The organism is Xenorhabdus sp. PB61.4 (assembly GCF_963894935.1).
Lineage (GTDB): Bacteria > Pseudomonadota > Gammaproteobacteria > Enterobacterales > Enterobacteriaceae > Xenorhabdus > Xenorhabdus stockiae.
The window spans coordinates 15,181-33,367 of the sequence record NZ_CAWQJR010000112.1 but is presented as its reverse complement, the minus strand read 5'-3'; the positions used below and the strand labels follow the sequence as shown (position 1 = coordinate 33,367).

Sequence of the window (18,187 nt, the reverse complement as noted above, 5' to 3'; positions counted from 1 at the left end):
TCTAATCATTAATCAGAATGTTCCTGCTTTTCTATCGTTCTTTCTATGCGCATTAACGCCTGACGACAACGAGCGAGTCTTCCTGCCAGAGCGGCGATCTCTTTTTGCAGTTTATATTTATCGACGGACTCAGCTTTCTGAGTCAGCTGTAATTCTCGGTCATCAATCATTGCCATTAAGCGACGCTCATAATCCTGATGTTCGGCCAGACGATGATAAAGATCCTGCTCTTGTGACTGACGCCCGAATTTATCTTCCTCCTTGCGGAGAACCTGCGTGGATAATTCCCGTTTCAAAGCTTCTATTTGCATCACTAAACGTTCAGAGAGAAATTTAACCTGTACAGTGCGATTATCCCGGACGCAGCTTTTCAGTTGATCCATATTCTGATTAATTTCCAGCATATATCCACTGAGTTTATTCGTATGGCTGTGGAATAACGCCTGATCAAAACGGGCAATTGAAAATGGTCTATCAGGCAGGGAAGATAATTCGGCCGCTAGCATACTGATTTGTTTTTCAAGCACATCTAATAAATTTTGTATACCCATCAGTATCCCGTTATAGTCGATAATCTTTTGGTTGAATGCTATTTCATCTGACCCGCGTTGTGTTTAACGATACGCAGGGATCAGCTGAGGATAAGCTTGATAAATATCAACAAAAATTAAGCGACAACTTGCTTTGTTGTTGCTTTTTCCCGGTAGTTTGCATAGATTTTAGCGTTTTCATTTTTTAACTGGCTGGCATTGATTATGACCGCTAACGCACAAAAACTGCAATTTATTAAAGATAGTATCGAAACAATACCTGATTATCCGAAAGCAGGCATACTTTTCCGCGATATTACCACGTTATTGGATAATCCTGTTGCATATCAGGCGACGATCGATTTATTGGTAGCCCATTTTCAGGACAAAGGTATTACCAAAATTGTCGGTACTGAAGCTCGTGGTTTCTTGTTCGGGGCACCAGTGGCACTGCGTCTGGGAGTTGGTTTTGTTCCTGTCCGTAAAAAAGGCAAACTACCCAGAGAGACGTTAAGTGAAACTTATGCTCTGGAATACGGTACTGATACATTAGAAATTCATAAAGACAGCATCAAAGCCGGAGATAAAGTTCTCGTTGTTGACGACCTGCTTGCAACCGGTGGCACGATTGAAGCAACTGTGAGCTTAATCCGCCGTCTTGGTGGTGAAGTTTCAGAAGCGGCCTTTATTATTGGTCTACCTGATTTGGGAGGCACAGAACGCCTGAAAAATCAGGGTATTGATAGCTACGTTCTTGTTGAATTCCCGGGGCACTGATAGCTCTTGTTTTTGTATTGATTGCTCTGATTTTTGCATAATTGATACATCAGCCTCGCCGACTATGGTGAGGCTGTGCTAGCATGATAGGCAGTCGTGTTCAATTTCCCCGGTATTCATGAGCTATCAGGTACTTGCCCGTAAGTGGCGCCCACAAATATTTTCTGATGTGATTGGTCAGCAACATGTGTTGACTGCATTGGCTAATGGTCTTGAACACCAGCGCCTCCATCATGCTTATCTTTTTTCCGGCACACGTGGTGTTGGGAAGACTACTATTGCCCGCCTGTTGGCAAAGGGCCTGAATTGTGAAACAGGTATCACAAAAACGCCTTGTGGGCAGTGTGTTAACTGTCTCGAAATTGAGCAGGGGCGGTTTGTCGATCTGATTGAAATCGATGCTGCGTCACGAACAAAAGTAGAAGATACCCGTGAACTGCTGGATAACGTGCAGTATGCCCCAGCCAGAGGGCGTTTCAAAGTTTACCTCATTGACGAAGTTCACATGCTGTCCCGCCATAGTTTTAATGCTTTACTCAAGACATTAGAAGAGCCGCCGGAGCATGTGAAATTTTTGCTGGCGACGACAGACCCACAGAAATTACCCGTAACCATTCTTTCACGCTGTCTACAATTCCATCTGAAAGCACTTGATGTCAGCCAGATTTCAGGCCAGCTGGAACATGTGCTTAATGCGGAACAAATAGAGAGTGAAGCCCGGGCCCGTCAGCTATTGGCCCGCGCAGCGGACGGCAGTATGCGTGATGCTCTGAGTCTGGCTGATCAGGCGATTGCTCTTGGTGGCGGAAAACTGACAGCAGATATTGTCAGCCAGATGTTGGGAACGCTGGATGATGAACAGCCTTTGGAAATGGTTGAAGCTCTGGTTCGTGCGGATGGGCAGAAACTTCTGACTTTGGTGGAACAGGTCGCAGCCCGTGGTATGGACTGGGAAAACCTACTGGTCGAAATGTTATCGTTGCTGCATCGTGTTGCGATGATTCAGTTATTGCCTCAGCAACCAGAGGTTGAACCTTCTTCAACAGAGGGGCGCTTGCGGTTGCTGGCAAGATCAATGCCACCCAGCGATTTACAACTTTATTATCAGGCGTTATTAACTGGCCGTAAAGATCTCCCCTATGCCCCAGAGCGTAGGATGGGGGTTGAAATGGCGTTATTACGTGCTCTGGCATTTCATCCAAAAACGATAATTGAAGAAATACCCGTCTCTAATAACGCAGAGATACCGGTCGCATCGGGTATAGCATTCATGCCTCCTCAGCAACAGCCAGTTTCTGATAATTTTGGTTCTGTCAGCCCTGAATTTGGTATGGCAGATAAACAGCCCTCTGCCCAGAAACAGAGAATGGCCCCAAGGGAGGGGTTAGAGCCAGTTGCTGATAGCCCGACTGCAAAATTACTACAGGCAAAAAATCTGCTTTCGCGGCAGGAAGGCACTTCCTCAAAAGGAAGTGCTCCTCCAAAAAAGGCTGAGCCGGCAGCGTCTGTTAAGACGAAGCCGGCAAGTTCGGCACTGGAGCGATTGGTTGCGGTGGCCGAACAACGGCCCCAGTCTTTTGTTCCCAAGGCACGTGAAGTTAAACCGGTAAAACAAGAGGCTTATCGGTGGCGTGCTAAAAACATTGAAGAAAAGCGGGTTGTTACAACACCAAAAGCTATCAAATCAGCACTTGAATATGAAAAAACACCTGAATTGGTGAAAAAGCTGGCTATTGAATCCAGACAGCGGGATCAATGGGCGGCTGAAATTGATAATCTGAATATTCCTAAACTGGTTCAGCAGGTAGCCTTGAATGCATTTAAAGAGCAGATTAATGAAAATCAGTTCTGTCTTCATCTGCGTTCAAAGCAACGTCACCTAAATTCGGCTTCGGCACAGAGATCTTTATCGGAAGCGTTGACTGAATTGCATGGAAAACCTATTGAACTCAGTATTATTGAAGATGATAATCCAGCCGTAAAAACACCGCTGGAGTGGCGACAAGCCATCTATGAAGAAAAATTGGCACAAGCGCGCCAATCCATTATTTCGGATAAAACGATCCAAACACTTCAACAATTGTTTGATGCTGAAGTGGATGAAGAAAGTATCCGGCCTGTTTAACCCCGCAGTGTGTATTGATACTGTGTCTACAGCAAAGAGAGAAAATTATGTTTGGTAAAGGTGGTTTGGGCAATTTGATGAAACAGGCCCAGCAGATGCAAGATAAGATGCAGAAAATGCAGGAAGAAATTGCAAATCTGGAAGTGACTGGTGAATCTGGTGCGGGTCTGGTGAAAGTCACTATTAATGGCGCACATAACTGCCGTCGTGTTGAAATCGATCCAAGCCTGATGGAAGATGATAAAGACATGCTGGAAGATTTGATTGCTGCGGCATTCAATGATGCGGCCCGTCGTATTGAAGAAACTCAAAAAGAAAAAATGGCTAGTGTTTCCAGCGGAATGCAGTTACCACCCGGCTTTAAGATGCCTTTCTGATGCAAACCAGCCCTCTTCTTCAATCCCTGATGGAATCATTGCGTTGCTTGCCGGGAGTTGGTCCCAAATCAGCACAACGGATGGCATTTCATCTTTTACAACGGGATCGCAGTGGCGGTATGCGGCTTGCTCAGGCATTGACACGTGCTATGTCTGAGATTGGTCATTGTCAGGACTGTCGAACGTTTACAGAACAGGAACAGTGCACAATTTGTACCAATCCCCGCCGTCAGCAAAACGGTCAGATCTGCGTGGTTGAAAGCCCGGCGGATATCCACGCTATTGAACAGACGGGTCAGTTTGCGGGGCGTTATTTTGTCCTTATGGGGCATTTATCGCCGCTGGATGGCATCGGTCCTATGGATATCGGCTTGGATCGTTTGGAAGAACGTTTATCTTCTGAAACGCTGTCGGAAATTATTCTGGCAACTAACCCGACTGTCGAAGGAGAGGCAACTGCGAACTATATTGCTGAAATGTGTTCGCAATATGGTGTGACCGCCAGTCGTATAGCACACGGTGTTCCTGTTGGAGGGGAGCTTGAAATGGTAGACGGAACAACGCTGTCCCATTCCCTTGCCGGTCGCCATAGAATTACTGATTTGTGATCATACCCCCATTTTTTAATGTAAAATTCCAATGGATGGTGTTGTTAAACCCGCCACCATCCATAATTAGTTGTATAACTAATTGTTTTTAAATGTCTAAATAATTAATTTCACATTCTTCTTATTCCCTGAACTTGAAAGTCTTAAGTTTTATCCCCATCTGATTACCATCGTCCGATTTTACATATCTGAACTGGATTTAGATTGAGGTAATAAATGAGCATGAAAGATCAGGAAACCCGTGGATTTCAATCAGAAGTCAAACAACTGTTACAGTTGATGATCCATTCTCTCTATTCCAATAAAGAAATTTTCCTCCGTGAGCTGATTTCAAACGCATCAGATGCGGCGGATAAATTACGTTTCCGTGCATTATCAGCGCCAGAACTGTACGAAAATGATGGTGAACTACGTGTTCGTCTGGCTTTCGATAAAGAGAATAAAACAATTACCATTAGTGATAATGGTATTGGTATGACCCGTGATGAAGTGATCGATAACTTGGGAACGATTGCAAAATCTGGTACTAAGGCATTTCTTGAATCTATCGGCTCTGATCAGGCTAAAGACAGCCAATTGATTGGTCAGTTCGGTGTTGGTTTTTATTCTTCCTTCATTGTTGCCGATAAAGTGACTGTACGTAGCCGTGCAGCAGGTGCGGCGCCGGAACAGGGTGTATTCTGGGAATCAACCGGTGAAGGTGATTACACTGTCGCTGATATCGAAAAAGCAGAACGTGGAACAGAAATTACCTTGCATTTGCGTGAAGGGGAAGACGAGTTTTTGAATGACTGGCGTTTGCGTTCTGTCATCGGTAAATATTCTGACCACATTGCCTTACCTGTTGAAATTGAAACCCAGACTAAAAATGAAGAAGATGATTCAGTTACTGTAGCATGGGAAAAAATCAACAAGGCACAGGCACTGTGGACCCGCGGTAAAGCTGAAATCAGCGATGATGAATATAAAGAATTTTATAAACATATTTCCCACGATTTCGCTGATCCTCTGAGCTGGAGTCATAACCGTGTTGAAGGAAAGCAGGAATATACTAGTCTGCTGTATATCCCTTCTCAGGCACCATGGGATTTGTGGAACCGTGAACATAAACACGGGCTGAAACTGTATGTACAGCGTGTATTCATCATGGATGAAGCTGAGCAGTTCATGCCAAATTATCTGCGTTTTATTCGCGGGCTGATTGATTCCAATGACCTGCCTCTGAACGTTTCCCGTGAAATTCTACAGGACAGTTCAATCACTCGTAACCTGCGCAGCGCACTGACTAAACGTGTATTACAAATGCTGGATAAACTGGCAAAAGATGATGCAGAGCAATACCAGTCTTTCTGGCAGCAGTTTGGTCTGGTTCTGAAAGAAGGCCCTGCTGAAGATGGCGGAAATAAAGAAGCTATTGCTAAGTTGCTGCGTTTTGCGACTACGCATAATGACAGTGCTTCACAAACTGTTTCTCTGGAAGAATACGTCAGCCGCATGACCGAAGGTCAGGAGAAGATTTACTACATTACCGCAGATAGTTATGCTGCAGCGAAAAATAGCCCGCATCTGGAACTGTTCCGTAAGAAAGGCATTGAAGTTCTGCTGTTATCTGACCGTATCGATGAATGGATGATGAGCTATCTGACAGAATTCGATGGAAAATCATTCCAGTCAGTCAGTAAAGCTGATGAATCTCTCGATAAACTGGCTGATGAAAACAAAGCAGACCAGGAAGAAGAAGATAAAAAACTGGAACCATTCGTTGAGCGTGTGAAGACACTGCTTGGCGAGCGTGTGAAAGAAGTCAAACTGACCCATCGACTGACTGATACACCGGCGATAGTGACCACTGATGCTAACGGAATGACCACTCAAATGGCGAAACTGTTTGCAGCGGCAGGACAGTCAGCCCCGGAAGTCAGCTATAATTTTGAACTGAACCCGGATCATAATCTGGTTAAAAAGGCAGCTGAGATTCAGGATGACAGCCAGTTTGCTGACTGGATTGAGTTGTTACTGGAACAGGCTCTGTTTGCTGAACGTGGAACGCTGGATGATCCAAACCAGTTTATCCGCCGTATGAATCAATTATTATTAGCTGAAAGCGCGTAATATCGTTTAAATTATGCCAATAAACCACGCTTCAACGGAAAATGGGGCGTGGTTTATTTTTTGATAAGCGCGAAAACGTTTACCTGTTTTCTTGAGCGACTACCATTCCAGTGGTATGGTGGTTCGTTTTCTTTAAAAAATACGAAAAGCAAATAGCAAGGGGATTTACGCGATGCGTATTATTCTGCTGGGCGCGCCAGGCGCCGGTAAGGGGACTCAGGCGCAATTTATCATGGAGAAATATGGGATCCCTCAAATTTCGACAGGTGACATGTTGCGTGCCGCAGTAAAAGCAGGCAGCGAGCTGGGTTTAAAAGCAAAAGAACTGATGGATAATGGCAAACTGGTTACTGATGAGCTGGTTATTGCTTTGGTTAAAGAGCGTATCAAACAAGATGACTGCCGTAACGGGTTCTTGTTGGATGGGTTCCCACGCACCATTCCTCAGGCTGATGCTATGAAAGAAGCGGGTGTCAGTGTTGATTATGTACTGGAATTCGATGTGCCGGATGAAATTATCGTTGATCGTATTATCGGCCGCCGTGTACATGCCCCATCAGGTCGTGTTTACCATATCAAATTCAATCCACCAAAAGTGGAAAATCGTGACGATATTACAGGTGAAGAACTGACTGTCCGTAAAGACGATCAGGAAGATACGGTCCGTAAACGTCTGGTTGAATACCACGCTCAGACTGCACCTCTGGTTTCTTACTATCAGCAAGAAGCACAGGCAGGTAATACAAGCTACTTCAAACTTGATGGAACCCGTCAGGTTGCTGAAGTCAGTGAAGAGTTAGCCCGCATTCTGGGTTAAGACTCTGGGATATTAGAGCCCTGAGGTATTAGTATCCCGAATAGTTGCGCGACAGATTTCAGGTTAATTTGATCCTGAAGCATAGGGCAGGCGGTGTGAATACCGCCTGACTTTCACCTTTCCGTACCAGATCCCCCCCATAAAATGTATTATACCCTTCGTTTTTCAAGTTGCCTCTTTTGTTGGCTGCGCTCACTCACCCCGGTCACATAGTTATCTATGCTCCCGGGGATGCGTTCCCTTGCCGCTGCGACGCACCTTGAAATCCATTGTGTGTATGTGACTATCACCGAGTTTTATCCTGAATTATCCGTCACTTTAATGGGTGGAGTGTTGAATAATGAGTAATCGTAATTATGGTGTGCTATTAGTTAATCTTGGTACACCAGACGCGCCGACACCTGCTGCAATAAGGCGTTATCTGGCAAAGTTTTTAAGTGATCGGCGCGTTGTGGATATTCCGCCATTGATTTGGAAGCCTCTGTTGTATGGCTTTATTCTTCCTTTTCGTTCTTTCCGTGTAGCCAGGCTGTATCAGGAAATCTGGACAGATGAAGGTTCGCCCTTATTGGTTTACAGCAAACGTCAGAAACAGCGATTAAGTGAAAAACTGGGTAATATACCTGTTGAACTGGGGATGACTTATGGTTCACCTTCATTATCTCAGGCAGTCGATAAATTACTACAGCAGGGTGTTGAATATCTCATCGTACTTCCTTTGTATCCTCAGTATTCAAGTACAACATCAGCGGCAGTATTTGATAGTCTCAGCAAAATATTACAGGGATATCGTACTATCCCACATCTAAAATTTATTCGCAGTTACGCCCAGCACCCGGCATATATCGCCGCATTAAAGGAAACTGTAGAACAGAGCTTTGAAAAGCATGGTCAACCTGATCGCCTGATTCTTTCCTATCACGGTATCCCTGAGCGTCTGGCTGAAATGGGGGATATTTATCCACAGAACTGTCTGGCGACAACTCAACTGCTAACGGAATTGTTGGACTATCCGGCAGATAGAATTATGATGACATACCAGTCGCGTTTTGGGCGTTTACCGTGGTTAGCACCCTATACGGATAAAACAATAGCCCTGTTGCCAGAGCAGAATGTGGAGCATATTCAGGTACTGTGTCCCGGATTCGCAGCCGATTGTCTGGAGACACTGGAAGAAATTAAGCAGCAGAATAAAGCTATTTTTTTAGATGCGGGCGGGAAAAAGTTTGAATATATACCAGCACTTAACGATAATGAAGCGCATATTTCACTATTCATGCAATTAATCAATGATGCCATGAGATAATGAATAACTGGCAGTTATGGATTATGGCTGGGTTTCATACCGAAAGGACATTGGCAGATATGGATATTTTTGCTTATAGTTAGACGGTGTGTATTCTGCCAATTGTGTGATTTTTTTAGAATATTGCTTCAAAATCAATATATAACGTAAGCTGGGACAGTAATCTGGCAGGGAATAACGAGAAGCAAAATTATTTGGATTGGACATAGAGATAATGAGTAATAAACCAGTTAAGCATACAGACTTTTATGAGGAACATGCAGACTATTATCATCCAAAGCAAGATGATGAAATTGATCTGTTTGAACTATTCTCCGTAATATTTCAGTCAAAATATTTGATTATTGCAGTATCCTTCATTTTTGCAGTGATTGGCTTTGGTGTTGCGTCATTTTTACCACAAAAATGGACCAGTACGGCGGCAGTGGTGCAACCTGAACTGGAACAGTTTCAGCCATTAAAAAATGTTTTAACAGAACTGAATGTTCTTAATCTTGATCCCAAGATTACAGAGGATTCACTATTTAAGCGTTTTGTTGAAAACTATAACTCCCGTGTACTGCGTGAAGAATATTTGGTAGATACCGATTACTTCAGAACACTGCTTGCCAGTAAAGGAGATATTACGGCACAGGCTAAAAGAAGTCTGATTGAACAGATTGTAAATAAAAATATCTCTTCGTCTGTACCTAATAAAAAAGATAAAGATGATGAATTTTATGAAACAACGCTTTCTTTCAGTGCGGGGACAGCAGAAGATTCATACAAATTATTGTCTGGTTACATCAAATTTATCTCCTCTGTTGTTCGTGACCAGATAAAAGATGAACTGAATGATGCGGTGAGTCAGAAACTGGTTTACTCGAAAAAAATGTATGATATTGATTTGGGCCGCATCACCAATATGCGTTCTACCGATATTGAACGACTGAAGTATGCAATTTCTATTGCCAATTCAGCGGGTATTAAGAAACCAGTCTCTAGTGGTGGTGCAGTCGTTAAGGATGACCCGGATTATTCCATCGCTCTGGGTGCTGATGCGTTGCAACGTAAATTACAGATCACAGAAGGCATTACCGATGCAACAACGATAGATCCTGACTTACGTAACCGTCTTCTTTATATCAAAAATCTGGAAGCGGTAAATATTGATAAGCTTGATTTCCAGCCATTCAAATATATGCAGGAACCATACGAGCCAACGGCGAAAGATTCACCTAAGCGTTTGTTAATCCTGATTGGTGCTGGCTTTATTGGTTTTATTCTGTCTGTAATGTTTGTCCTGATGCGCCATATGATGCGTAGCCGTCAGAAGCAAGCAGCCTGAAGCTTATGAGCTACACTTAATCATCAGCAGTTTGTAATCAGCGAAATTTGGCAGCCAGTGTGATAACACACTGGCTGTTTCTTTTCATCAATACTGAATACTGTGCTTTTTGTTTCATAGTGGGATTATGCTAATATGGCGCATGTTTTGGCTCCATAGCAACAATCAATTATGAAATTCCCCGGTAAACGCAAATCTAAACACTATTTTCCTGTCAGTCTGAGAGACCCTCTGCTTCAGCCCATCAAAGAGATGATGGATACTGAGAATAACCGAGCATATATTGTTGGTATTGACCAGATATTGGTAGATATTGAAGCTAAGGTTGATGAAAGCTTTATCCAACGTTATAACCTGAGTCAGGGACATTCATTAGTTATTGAAGATGATGTTGCTGAAGCGCTCTACAATGAACTGGCAGATAATAACCTCATCAGCCATGAATTTGCGGGTGGAACGATTGGTAATACTCTGCATAACTATTCTGTGCTGGCGGATGACAAATCTGTGTTGCTTGGCACCATGTGCAATAACATCCAAATCGGCAGCTATGCCTATTGCTACCTTTGTAATACTTCCAGCCGGATGGATTTGAATCATCTTCAGGGTGTCGATGGCCCAATTGGTCGCTGTTTTACTCTGATCACTGAAAATGGTGAAAGAACATTTGCCATCAGTCCGGGGCTAATGAATCAGCTTAAACCGGAAAGTATTCCTGAGCATATCATTGCAGAAGCATCAGCACTGGTAATCACGGCCTATCTGGTACGCTGTAAATCAGGTGAACCGATGCCGGAAGCAACCATGAAAGCCATTGAATACGCGAAGAAACATAATGTGCCAGTTGTTCTGACACTGGGTACAAAATATGTTATTGCGGATGATCCTCAGTGGTGGCGCGATTTTCTGGCAGAGAATGTTTCTGTGGTCGCCATGAATGAAGATGAAGCGCTGGAACTGACCGGTTTCAGTGATCCTTTGTTGGCAGCAGATATGGCACTGAATTGGGTCGACCTCGTATTGTGTACGGCTGGCCCGGCAGGGTTGTATATGGCCGGTTATACAGAAGAAGAGTCCAAGCGTCAGACATTACACCCATTATTGCCGGGAGCGATTGCTGAATTCAATCGTTTTGAATTCAGTCGTGCCATGCGTCAGGATGATTGTCAGAATCCTATGCGGGTCTATTCTCATATTGAGCCATATATGGGAGGACCTGAAAAAATTATGAATACGAATGGTGCCGGAGATGGTGCACTGTCTGCCTTACTGCATGATATTACAGCTAATAGTTATCATCGTATGAATGTTCCTAATTCGAGTAAACATATGCGCTCCTGCCTGACGTATTCTTCTCTGGCTCAGGTGTGTAAGTATGCGAACAGAGTGAGCTATCAGGTATTGAGTCAACATGCTCCACGTCTGACACGCGGTTTACCAGAAAGGGAAGATAGTCTGGAAGAGTCTTACTGGGAACGTTAATTTCTGATTCAGGAGTATCCCCCTTGGAATTTTTGGGATACTCCCTATTAATCAATTCATTATGCTGCTGATGAATTAGTTGGTGAAAATGCTGATGGTAGTGCTATCGGGCAGTCAGGCGTGGATTCAGGGAGTGAATCAGCCATCGCCCTGGCGATTTCATGTTCGCCAATAATAATATGATCAGCGCCACGTGCTGTAAGGTAAGTGACTTCATCATCGTAATGAGCGCGAACGATAATATTGATATCCGGCCTGATTGCTCTTGCACTCTCGATAATTTTGCCGGCTTCATAACCATTCGGGATAGTCAGAAACAGTACACAAGCACAATCCAATCTTGCTAATGCCATAATATCTTCTCTGGCAGCGTTCCCCATCACAGCACTAATCCCCATTTCTCCCAGCTCTTCAAATCGGGCACGAGTGTCCTCAATCGCAACCAGTGGAAAATGTTTTTCCTGCAGACGCTGGCAAAGCAGGCGACCGACCCTGCCATATCCCACAACAATCGCATGGCCGCAAATATTGACAGGGATTTGAGTTTCTTCCTCTAATGTTTCTTCCAGTATCTGTTCTTCTATTGTTTCTGTTTTTTCCAGATAGCGATCCAACAGGCTGAACAAAATCGGATTCAACATAATGGAAAGAATAGCTCCCGCCAGTATCAGGTTACGTGCATCACCATCCAATACGCCTAAGGTGACACCTAATCCAGCCAGAATAAAGGCAAACTCACCAATTTGGGCAAGACTGACAGAAATAGTCAGTGCGGTACGTCGTGAGTGGCCGAAAAGCCTGACCAGCAACAGTGCTGCGACAGATTTTCCGATAATAATAATGGCCAGCGTTCCTAAAATGGCAATGGGTTGCTGGATCAAGATTATTGGATCAAACAACATACCGACCGAAACAAAAAACAGCACAGCAAAAGCATCTCTGAGAGGTAACGTATCCTGAGCGGCTCTATGGCTCAGTTCTGATTCATTCAGTACCATCCCGGCAAAAAATGCTCCCAGTGCAAATGAGGCATCAAACAGCTCCACTGCACCATAGGCGACCCCTAAGGCGATGGTGAGAACAGCCAGAGTAAATAACTCGCGTGAGCCTGTACTGGCTGTTTTTGCCAGCAGCCAGGGGATCAGACGACGCCCGACAAAAATCATCAATAAAATAAATGCGACAACTTTGCCGACGGTAATGGCAAGTTCCAGAAGTAATTGGCCGATATCAGTATTATGGTTATCTAAAATACCCGCAGAAGCAGGCAATAATACCAAAGCCAGCACCATTGCCAGATCTTCGACAATCAGCCAGCCAATGGCAATTTTCCCCCGCTGGCTGTCAATGAGTTGGCGTTCTTCCAGTGCTCTGAGCAGTACTACGGTACTGGCGGTGGACAGGCAGAGGCCAAAGACAATTCCGCTGAATAAACCCCAGCCCAGTAATTTTGACAGGCCGGCTCCTAATAGCGTTGCTACGGCAATCTGGGCAATCGCTCCCGGGATTGCAATTGATTTTACGGCTAATAAATCTTTGAGTGAAAAATGCAGACCGACACCAAACATCAGTAAGATCACGCCAATTTCTGAAAGTTCAGGCGCCAGAGAAGTATCGGCAACAAAACCTGGTGTAAAAGGCCCGGCAAGCACACCGGCCATAAGATAACCTACCAAAGGTGAGATTTTCAGACGCTGTGCAAGCATGCCAAGCAGATAGGCGAGGAGAAAACCGCCAACAATAGTCGTGATGAGAGGTGTCGAATGCTCCATCAAGTCTCCTTCTGGGTTGGATAAATGTAATAGGATGTATTATCAGATTGGGTAATTATTAATTTTACAAATAATTTAAAATGTTTGCTTGAAAAATATACTTTATTGGGGAAATGAGGGTGATCTACATAAAGAGCATTGTAATGGTATTTTATGTAGATCTTTTTATTATTTACTCATGTTTACAAAGAGAAATGATAGTAAATAATGAATATTTATTATTATTTCGTACTGATTTTATTATTTTTATTTCCTATATTTGGTAAGAATAGAGTGAAAATGCCAAGAAGTGGTAAAAAAGCACAGATTTTATAAACTAATTCTATACTGGTTTTATCTGCTATATATCCGAGAGCGGCTGCTCCGACACCCCCCATACCGAATGCTAATCCAAAGAATAATCCTGCTATCATCCCCGTGTTGCCGGGAAGTAGTTCCTGTGCATAGACGAGAATGGCGGAAAATGCAGATGCCAGTATCAGGCCGATAATAACGGTGAGTATGCCTGTCCAGAATAGTGATGCATAAGGCAAGAGAAGAGTGAAGGGAGCAACACCCAGAATCGAACCCCAGATGACATACTTACGGCCGATTTTATCTCCGATAGGGCCACCAATCATGGTGCCTGCGGCGACAGCAAACAAAAAGACGAAAAGATGAATCTGTGCATTTTGAACAGAAACACCAAATTTCTGGATCAGATAAAAAGTATAGTAGCTACTGATGCTGGTCAGATAGAAATACTTTGAAAAGATCAGTATTAGTAGAATGATGAATGAACGGACAATGATTTTTCTGGGAAAAACGGGCTCAAATCTTGTATTGGAGGCGTGACGTGAAGTCGTACGATACTGCATTTTGTACCATTGACTGATTTGTAACAGAATGATGATAGCCAGCAGAGCTGCCAGAGAAAACCACCCTATATTTCCCTTACCGTAAGGCGCGATGAAAATAGCGGCTAACAGTGGGCCAAGTGAACTTCCCAGATTTCCGCCTACCTGAAATAAAGATTGCGCTAACCCAAGACGCCCACCCGAAGCCATTCGGGCAACTCTGGATGATTCCGGGTGAAAAACCGATGAACCTGTACCGACCAGTGCTGCTGCCAGCAGTATCATAGGAAAACTTTCAGCATAAGCCAGCAAAAGCAATCCTGAAAGGGTAAAACCCATCCCAATGGGTAGCGAATAAGGCTGAGGGTGTTTATCTGTATATAAGCCAATGAGGGGCTGTAATAAAGACGCCGTGACCTGATATGTCAGGGTTATCATTCCAATCTGTATAAAACTGAGAGTAAATTCAGATTGTAATAGTGGATAAATCGCCAGAATCAGCGATTGGATCATATCGTTCAAAAGATGAGACAGGCTAATTGCACTAAGAATAGAGAAAACCGTTTTCTGTGTTCTTTTTTGTGAGCCTGATTGTGGAATTGTACTATTTTGCTTATTTCTGTTCATTTTGTCACCAATGTCACCTGTGTTGTATGGTGTTGAACGGTTATTTAATTGTTACACCTTAATGCATATTCACTTTCCAATAAAACCTTTGCTCATCTTGGTATAATTTGATGCCTATCGCAAAAAAATGGAACAACACTCTATTTAATAGCTTATTTATGTAATCTTGATCGAAAAAATACGGCATTAAGTGCTGTGCCGCTAGTCCGTTCTGTTGTTGAATATATGCCTGTGCCAGCCATGTTTCTTGTCATAAAAAAGTAATATTCTTTGAAATGAGGCAGGTTTTAACGCCATTGAAAAACAATAACAGTCATGCAGTCAATTTATTTAGGAGCATGGAGATATCCGATGAAATTCTCATTTAAAGCGTCAGTATGTACCCTTGTTGTTTCTCTTGCTTTGTCACCGATGGTGGCTTCGGCCTGGGAAAAAGATAAAACCTACGATATTACGATCTTGCATACCAATGATCATCATGGTCACTTTTGGCAGAATGATCATGGAGAGTACGGATTGGCTGCTCAGAAAACGGTAGTGGATTCCATACGACAGGAAGTTGCTAAAAAAGGTGGCAGCGTATTACTGCTATCGGGTGGAGACATCAATACGGGTGTACCTGAATCGGATATGCAGGATGCTGAGCCGGATTTTAAGGGAATGAATCTGGTGGGTTATGATGCGATGACACTGGGAAATCACGAATTTGATAAGCCTTTGAATGTACTTTATCAACAGGAAAAATGGGCTAACTTCCCATTTTTGTCAGCGAATATCTACCAGACCAGTACCGATAAGCGTTTATTTAAGCCCTATGTGATATTTGATAAGCAAGGGGTGAAAATTGCTGTTATTGGCTTAACCACTGACGATACCGCGAAAATAGGTAATCCGGCTAATTTCCCGGATGTGGAATTCCGTGTACCTGCGAAAGAAGCGAAAAAAGTCATTGATGAACTGAAGAAGAATGAAAAACCGGATGTCATTATTGCTGCAACGCATATGGGGCACTATGATGATGGTCATCACGGTACGAATGCTCCCGGAGATGTGGAAATGGCGCGCAGTTTACCTGCTGGCTATTTAGATATGATTGTGGGGGGGCATTCACAAGATCCGGTCTGTATGTCTGCGGAAAATAAAAACTATAAACAAGTGGATTATGTGCCGGGAGCGCCTTGTTCCCCGGATCGTCAAAATGGAACGTGGATTGTTCAGGCGCATGAATGGGGCAAATATGTCGGTCGGGCAGATTTTCAATTCCGTAATGGTGAATTTAAGTTAATGCACTATCAGTTAATTCCCATCAATTTAAATAAAAGAGTCAAACAAGAGGATGGGAGTGCTGAGCGAGTTTATTACACTCAACAAATTCCCCAGAACGCAGAAATGCTGAAATTATTGACCCCTTATCAGGATAAAGGCAATCAGAAACTGAGTGTCAAAATTGGGTCAGTTGACGATAAATTAGAAGGGGATCGTAGTAAGGTTCGTTTTATACAGACCAATATGGCTCATCTTGTGCTGGCAGCTCAGATGGAACGGGCCAATGCTGATTTTGCTGTGATGAGTGGTGGCGGTATCCGCGATTCTATTGAAGCAGGGGATATTACTTATAAGGATGTATTAAAAGTTCATCCATTCGGTAATCAGCTAATTTATGTTGACTTCAAAGGCAGTGAAGTTCTGCCTTATCTGACCGCTGCTGCTAATATGGAAGCGGATTCAGGTGCTTATGGTCAGTTCTATAATGTCAGTTTTGTGAAAGAGGGTAAGAGCATCAGCGACGTAAAAATTGCTGGGAAGCCTTTAGATCCGAATAAAACTTATCGTATGGCAACATTGAATTTCAATGCTATCGGTGGTGATGGTTATCCACGGATTGATAATTTTCCGGGATACGTAAATACCGGTTTTGTCGATGCGGAAGTATTGAAAGGGTATATTGAAAAACACTCTCCACTGAAAGCCGCTGACTATGATCCTAAAGGCGAAATAGTTTTCAAATGATGATAAGTAAAATCTGATTTTTGACAAAAAAGACCATCTTTAAGACAGATGGTCTTTTATTACCATTTAGAATGGTAATAAATAATTTGAAGTAGGTATGATTGAAAGAAAATAGTTAATTGTTTAATATCATAGTTATTAGCGTGTTTTTCTCTCCTTCTTTTTTGGGTAATTCTTTAAATCCATTTGAAGTGTATAGCTCGATAAGTTTGGTATTGTTTTCACATTCTAAAGCAATTACTCTTCCTCCAATCAGAGTTTTTACTGTAAGAATAATGCTTTTCACATAAGTAAAAATCCCGTTTAATTTTATCGTGTTTTTACTAATGGAGAAGTTTTTTGCTATTTGCCCGACTAAATAAACTTTTATTGTATTAGCATTTTTACTGATACCGTTTAGTTTCTTTGTCGTTGTTTTTGAAATTTCAAAATTATATGTTTCCAATTCCTTAAAAGTTAATGAAAAGTAGGCAAGGATTAACCCTTTTTCATTTATTATCAGGTAAGTTCTAGTTACATCAGCCTGTTCAAATCTAATTGCATTTATGTGTAAAAAATATTCTACATATGGGTTGACGGGGCAGGAGAATGAAAGTAAATATTTTGTGGTTTTATCTCTGCCTAGTATTGATAATACTTTACTTAAAGTGAGAATTTTCGTTTTAATATTTCTATTGCCTCTTCTTGTTGAGCTTCAATGTCTATTTTCTCAAAGTTAGTTTTAAATGGCCTTCTATTAGCCTTGCGTAACATCTTAATTGCCTTGGGATCAGTAATCACAATTTGCCGGAAAATTGACGAGGTAGCCATTTTATCTCCTTTCATTTAAATATATTAAGTTACTTAAAATAGTAAATAATATTATTTTTGCCATAAGGAAAGTATATCGATATTAGAAAATTGAACAAGACTCTGTTTTTGGGAAAACAGAGCCGGCTCGAAAAATTTAGAAGTAATTACAATTGATTTTCAAATTCTGGCGATATCAGCAAATGAACCATTTAGTAGTTTACATAAATCAGTAGGAGCCAGTTCAATATCCAGACCTCGTTTTCCTCCGGAAATAAACAGAGTAGATAAAGTCTCTGCCTGGCTATCAATAACAGTAGGGAGACGTTTCTTCTGGCCTAATGGGCTGATTCCTCCCACCAGATAGCCCGTAATCTTTTGTGCCAGTTGAGGGTCTGCCATATCGGCTTTTTTGGCTTTAAATGCTTTGGCGACTTTTTTCAAATCCAGTTGTCCTGCAACCGGGGTGACAGCGACAACAAGATTTTTAGGATCACCATTTAATGAAACCAAAAGGGTTTTAAAAACTCTTGTCGCATCTAAACCCAGTTTTCTGACTACTTCATCACCAAAATTATGTTCATTGGCATCGTGTTCGTAAGGATGAATCTTAAAATTAATTTTTTGTTTTTCCAGCAGAATGATGGCAGGGGTCATATGTAATGTCCTATATAAGCTCTCAATTATTTGAA

General features: G+C 42.6%; 16 protein-coding genes. 10 read left to right on the top strand and 6 right to left on the bottom strand.

Features of this window, described 5'->3' with window-relative positions; all coding sequences use genetic code 11:
* Window positions 1-8 precede the first annotated feature (8 nt).
* On the bottom strand, window positions 9-551 hold the full coding sequence (gene priC, locus AACX68_RS06495; RefSeq protein ID WP_228857810.1) for a primosomal replication protein PriC: 543 nt from the start codon (window positions 549-551) through the stop codon (window positions 9-11).
* Window positions 552-755: 204 nt separating this feature from the next.
* Between priC and apt the strand changes: the two genes are divergently transcribed.
* From apt to AACX68_RS06450, 9 genes are all read left to right on the top strand, one after another.
* On the top strand, window positions 756-1,307 hold the full coding sequence (gene apt, locus AACX68_RS06490) for an adenine phosphoribosyltransferase (protein WP_228857809.1): 552 nt from the start codon (window positions 756-758) through the stop codon (window positions 1,305-1,307).
* 118 nt (window positions 1,308-1,425) lie between these two features.
* A complete protein-coding gene (gene dnaX / locus AACX68_RS06485; RefSeq protein WP_228857808.1) occupies window positions 1,426-3,432 on the top strand; it encodes a DNA polymerase III subunit gamma/tau in 2,007 nt (668 codons plus the stop codon).
* Window positions 3,433-3,479: 47 nt separating this feature from the next.
* Window positions 3,480-3,809 carry a YbaB/EbfC family nucleoid-associated protein gene (locus tag AACX68_RS06480; RefSeq protein ID WP_099111363.1) on the top strand — a complete coding sequence of 110 codons (330 nt, stop codon included), beginning with the start codon at window positions 3,480-3,482 and terminating at the stop codon, window positions 3,807-3,809.
* Window positions 3,809-4,417, top strand: a complete 609-nt coding sequence (gene recR, locus AACX68_RS06475) for a recombination mediator RecR (RefSeq protein ID WP_228857807.1) — start codon at window positions 3,809-3,811, stop codon at window positions 4,415-4,417. Before AACX68_RS06480 ends, recR begins: the two co-directional genes overlap by 1 nt.
* A 222-nt stretch (window positions 4,418-4,639) precedes the next feature.
* Entirely contained in the window at window positions 4,640-6,529 is a 1,890-nt protein-coding gene (gene htpG, locus AACX68_RS06470; protein WP_228857857.1) for a molecular chaperone HtpG, read from the top strand.
* A gap of 172 nt (window positions 6,530-6,701) precedes the next feature.
* A complete protein-coding gene (gene adk / locus AACX68_RS06465) occupies window positions 6,702-7,346 on the top strand; it encodes an adenylate kinase (RefSeq protein ID WP_099111360.1) in 645 nt (214 codons plus the stop codon).
* 340 nt (window positions 7,347-7,686) lie between these two features.
* Window positions 7,687-8,652 (top strand): ferrochelatase, encoded by a 966-nt coding sequence (gene hemH / locus AACX68_RS06460; RefSeq protein WP_228857806.1) that lies wholly within the window; start codon window positions 7,687-7,689, stop codon window positions 8,650-8,652.
* A 214-nt stretch (window positions 8,653-8,866) separates the two neighbouring features.
* Window positions 8,867-9,979, top strand: coding sequence for an LPS O-antigen length regulator Wzz(fepE) (wzz(fepE), locus tag AACX68_RS06455; RefSeq protein WP_228857805.1), 1,113 nt, complete (start codon window positions 8,867-8,869; stop codon window positions 9,977-9,979).
* 171 nt (window positions 9,980-10,150) lie between these two features.
* Window positions 10,151-11,461 (top strand): inosine/guanosine kinase, encoded by a 1,311-nt coding sequence (locus tag AACX68_RS06450; RefSeq protein WP_228857804.1) that lies wholly within the window; start codon window positions 10,151-10,153, stop codon window positions 11,459-11,461.
* A gap of 59 nt (window positions 11,462-11,520) precedes the next feature.
* Here AACX68_RS06450 and ybaL read toward each other — a convergent pair whose 3' ends face one another.
* Together ybaL and AACX68_RS06440 are read right to left on the bottom strand one after the other, a co-directional pair.
* The gene (gene ybaL / locus AACX68_RS06445; protein WP_228857803.1) at window positions 11,521-13,233 is read right to left on the bottom strand and encodes a YbaL family putative K(+) efflux transporter; all 1,713 of its coding nucleotides are present in this window, start codon (window positions 13,231-13,233) and stop codon (window positions 11,521-11,523) included.
* 221 nt (window positions 13,234-13,454) lie between these two features.
* Window positions 13,455-14,696, bottom strand: coding sequence for an MFS transporter (locus AACX68_RS06440; protein WP_228857802.1), 1,242 nt, complete (start codon window positions 14,694-14,696; stop codon window positions 13,455-13,457).
* A gap of 351 nt (window positions 14,697-15,047) precedes the next feature.
* Between AACX68_RS06440 and ushA the strand changes: the two genes are divergently transcribed.
* Entirely contained in the window at window positions 15,048-16,706 is a 1,659-nt protein-coding gene (gene ushA, locus AACX68_RS06435; RefSeq protein WP_255705036.1) for a bifunctional UDP-sugar hydrolase/5'-nucleotidase UshA, read from the top strand.
* Window positions 16,707-16,821: 115 nt separating this feature from the next.
* On the opposite strand, the gene AACX68_RS06430 is transcribed toward ushA, so the two are convergent.
* From AACX68_RS06430 to ybaK, 3 genes are all read right to left on the bottom strand, one after another.
* Window positions 16,822-17,151, bottom strand: a complete 330-nt coding sequence (locus tag AACX68_RS06430) for an acetyltransferase (RefSeq protein WP_228857801.1) — start codon at window positions 17,149-17,151, stop codon at window positions 16,822-16,824.
* A gap of 197 nt (window positions 17,152-17,348) precedes the next feature.
* Window positions 17,349-17,516, bottom strand: a complete 168-nt coding sequence (locus tag AACX68_RS06425) for a hypothetical protein (protein ID WP_228857800.1) — start codon at window positions 17,514-17,516, stop codon at window positions 17,349-17,351.
* Between the two features lie 159 nt (window positions 17,517-17,675).
* Entirely contained in the window at window positions 17,676-18,152 is a 477-nt protein-coding gene (ybaK, locus tag AACX68_RS06420) for a Cys-tRNA(Pro)/Cys-tRNA(Cys) deacylase YbaK (RefSeq protein ID WP_228857799.1), read from the bottom strand.
* Window positions 18,153-18,187: the final 35 nt, after the last annotated feature.

What these genes read in the sequence shown, in the direction of transcription:
- apt (WP_228857809.1), top strand. Translation starts at nt 756, where the DNA reads ATGACCGCTAACGCACAAAAACTGCAATTTATTAAAGATAGTATCGAA.
- ushA (WP_255705036.1), top strand. Translation starts at nt 15,048, where the DNA reads ATGAAATTCTCATTTAAAGCGTCAGTATGTACCCTTGTTGTTTCTCTT.
- htpG (WP_228857857.1), top strand. Translation starts at nt 4,640, where the DNA reads ATGAAAGATCAGGAAACCCGTGGATTTCAATCAGAAGTCAAACAACTG.
- adk (WP_099111360.1), top strand. Translation starts at nt 6,702, where the DNA reads ATGCGTATTATTCTGCTGGGCGCGCCAGGCGCCGGTAAGGGGACTCAG.
- hemH (WP_228857806.1), top strand. Translation starts at nt 7,687, where the DNA reads ATGAGTAATCGTAATTATGGTGTGCTATTAGTTAATCTTGGTACACCA.
- ybaL (WP_228857803.1), bottom strand. Translation starts at nt 13,233, where the DNA reads ATGGAGCATTCGACACCTCTCATCACGACTATTGTTGGCGGTTTTCTC.
- AACX68_RS06480 (WP_099111363.1), top strand. Translation starts at nt 3,480, where the DNA reads ATGTTTGGTAAAGGTGGTTTGGGCAATTTGATGAAACAGGCCCAGCAG.
- AACX68_RS06450 (WP_228857804.1), top strand. Translation starts at nt 10,151, where the DNA reads ATGAAATTCCCCGGTAAACGCAAATCTAAACACTATTTTCCTGTCAGT.
- recR (WP_228857807.1), top strand. Translation starts at nt 3,809, where the DNA reads ATGCAAACCAGCCCTCTTCTTCAATCCCTGATGGAATCATTGCGTTGC.
- ybaK (WP_228857799.1), bottom strand. Translation starts at nt 18,152, where the DNA reads ATGACCCCTGCCATCATTCTGCTGGAAAAACAAAAAATTAATTTTAAG.
- AACX68_RS06425 (WP_228857800.1), bottom strand. Translation starts at nt 17,516, where the DNA reads ATGGCTACCTCGTCAATTTTCCGGCAAATTGTGATTACTGATCCCAAG.
- AACX68_RS06440 (WP_228857802.1), bottom strand. Translation starts at nt 14,696, where the DNA reads ATGAACAGAAATAAGCAAAATAGTACAATTCCACAATCAGGCTCACAA.
- priC (WP_228857810.1), bottom strand. Translation starts at nt 551, where the DNA reads ATGGGTATACAAAATTTATTAGATGTGCTTGAAAAACAAATCAGTATG.
- dnaX (WP_228857808.1), top strand. Translation starts at nt 1,426, where the DNA reads ATGAGCTATCAGGTACTTGCCCGTAAGTGGCGCCCACAAATATTTTCT.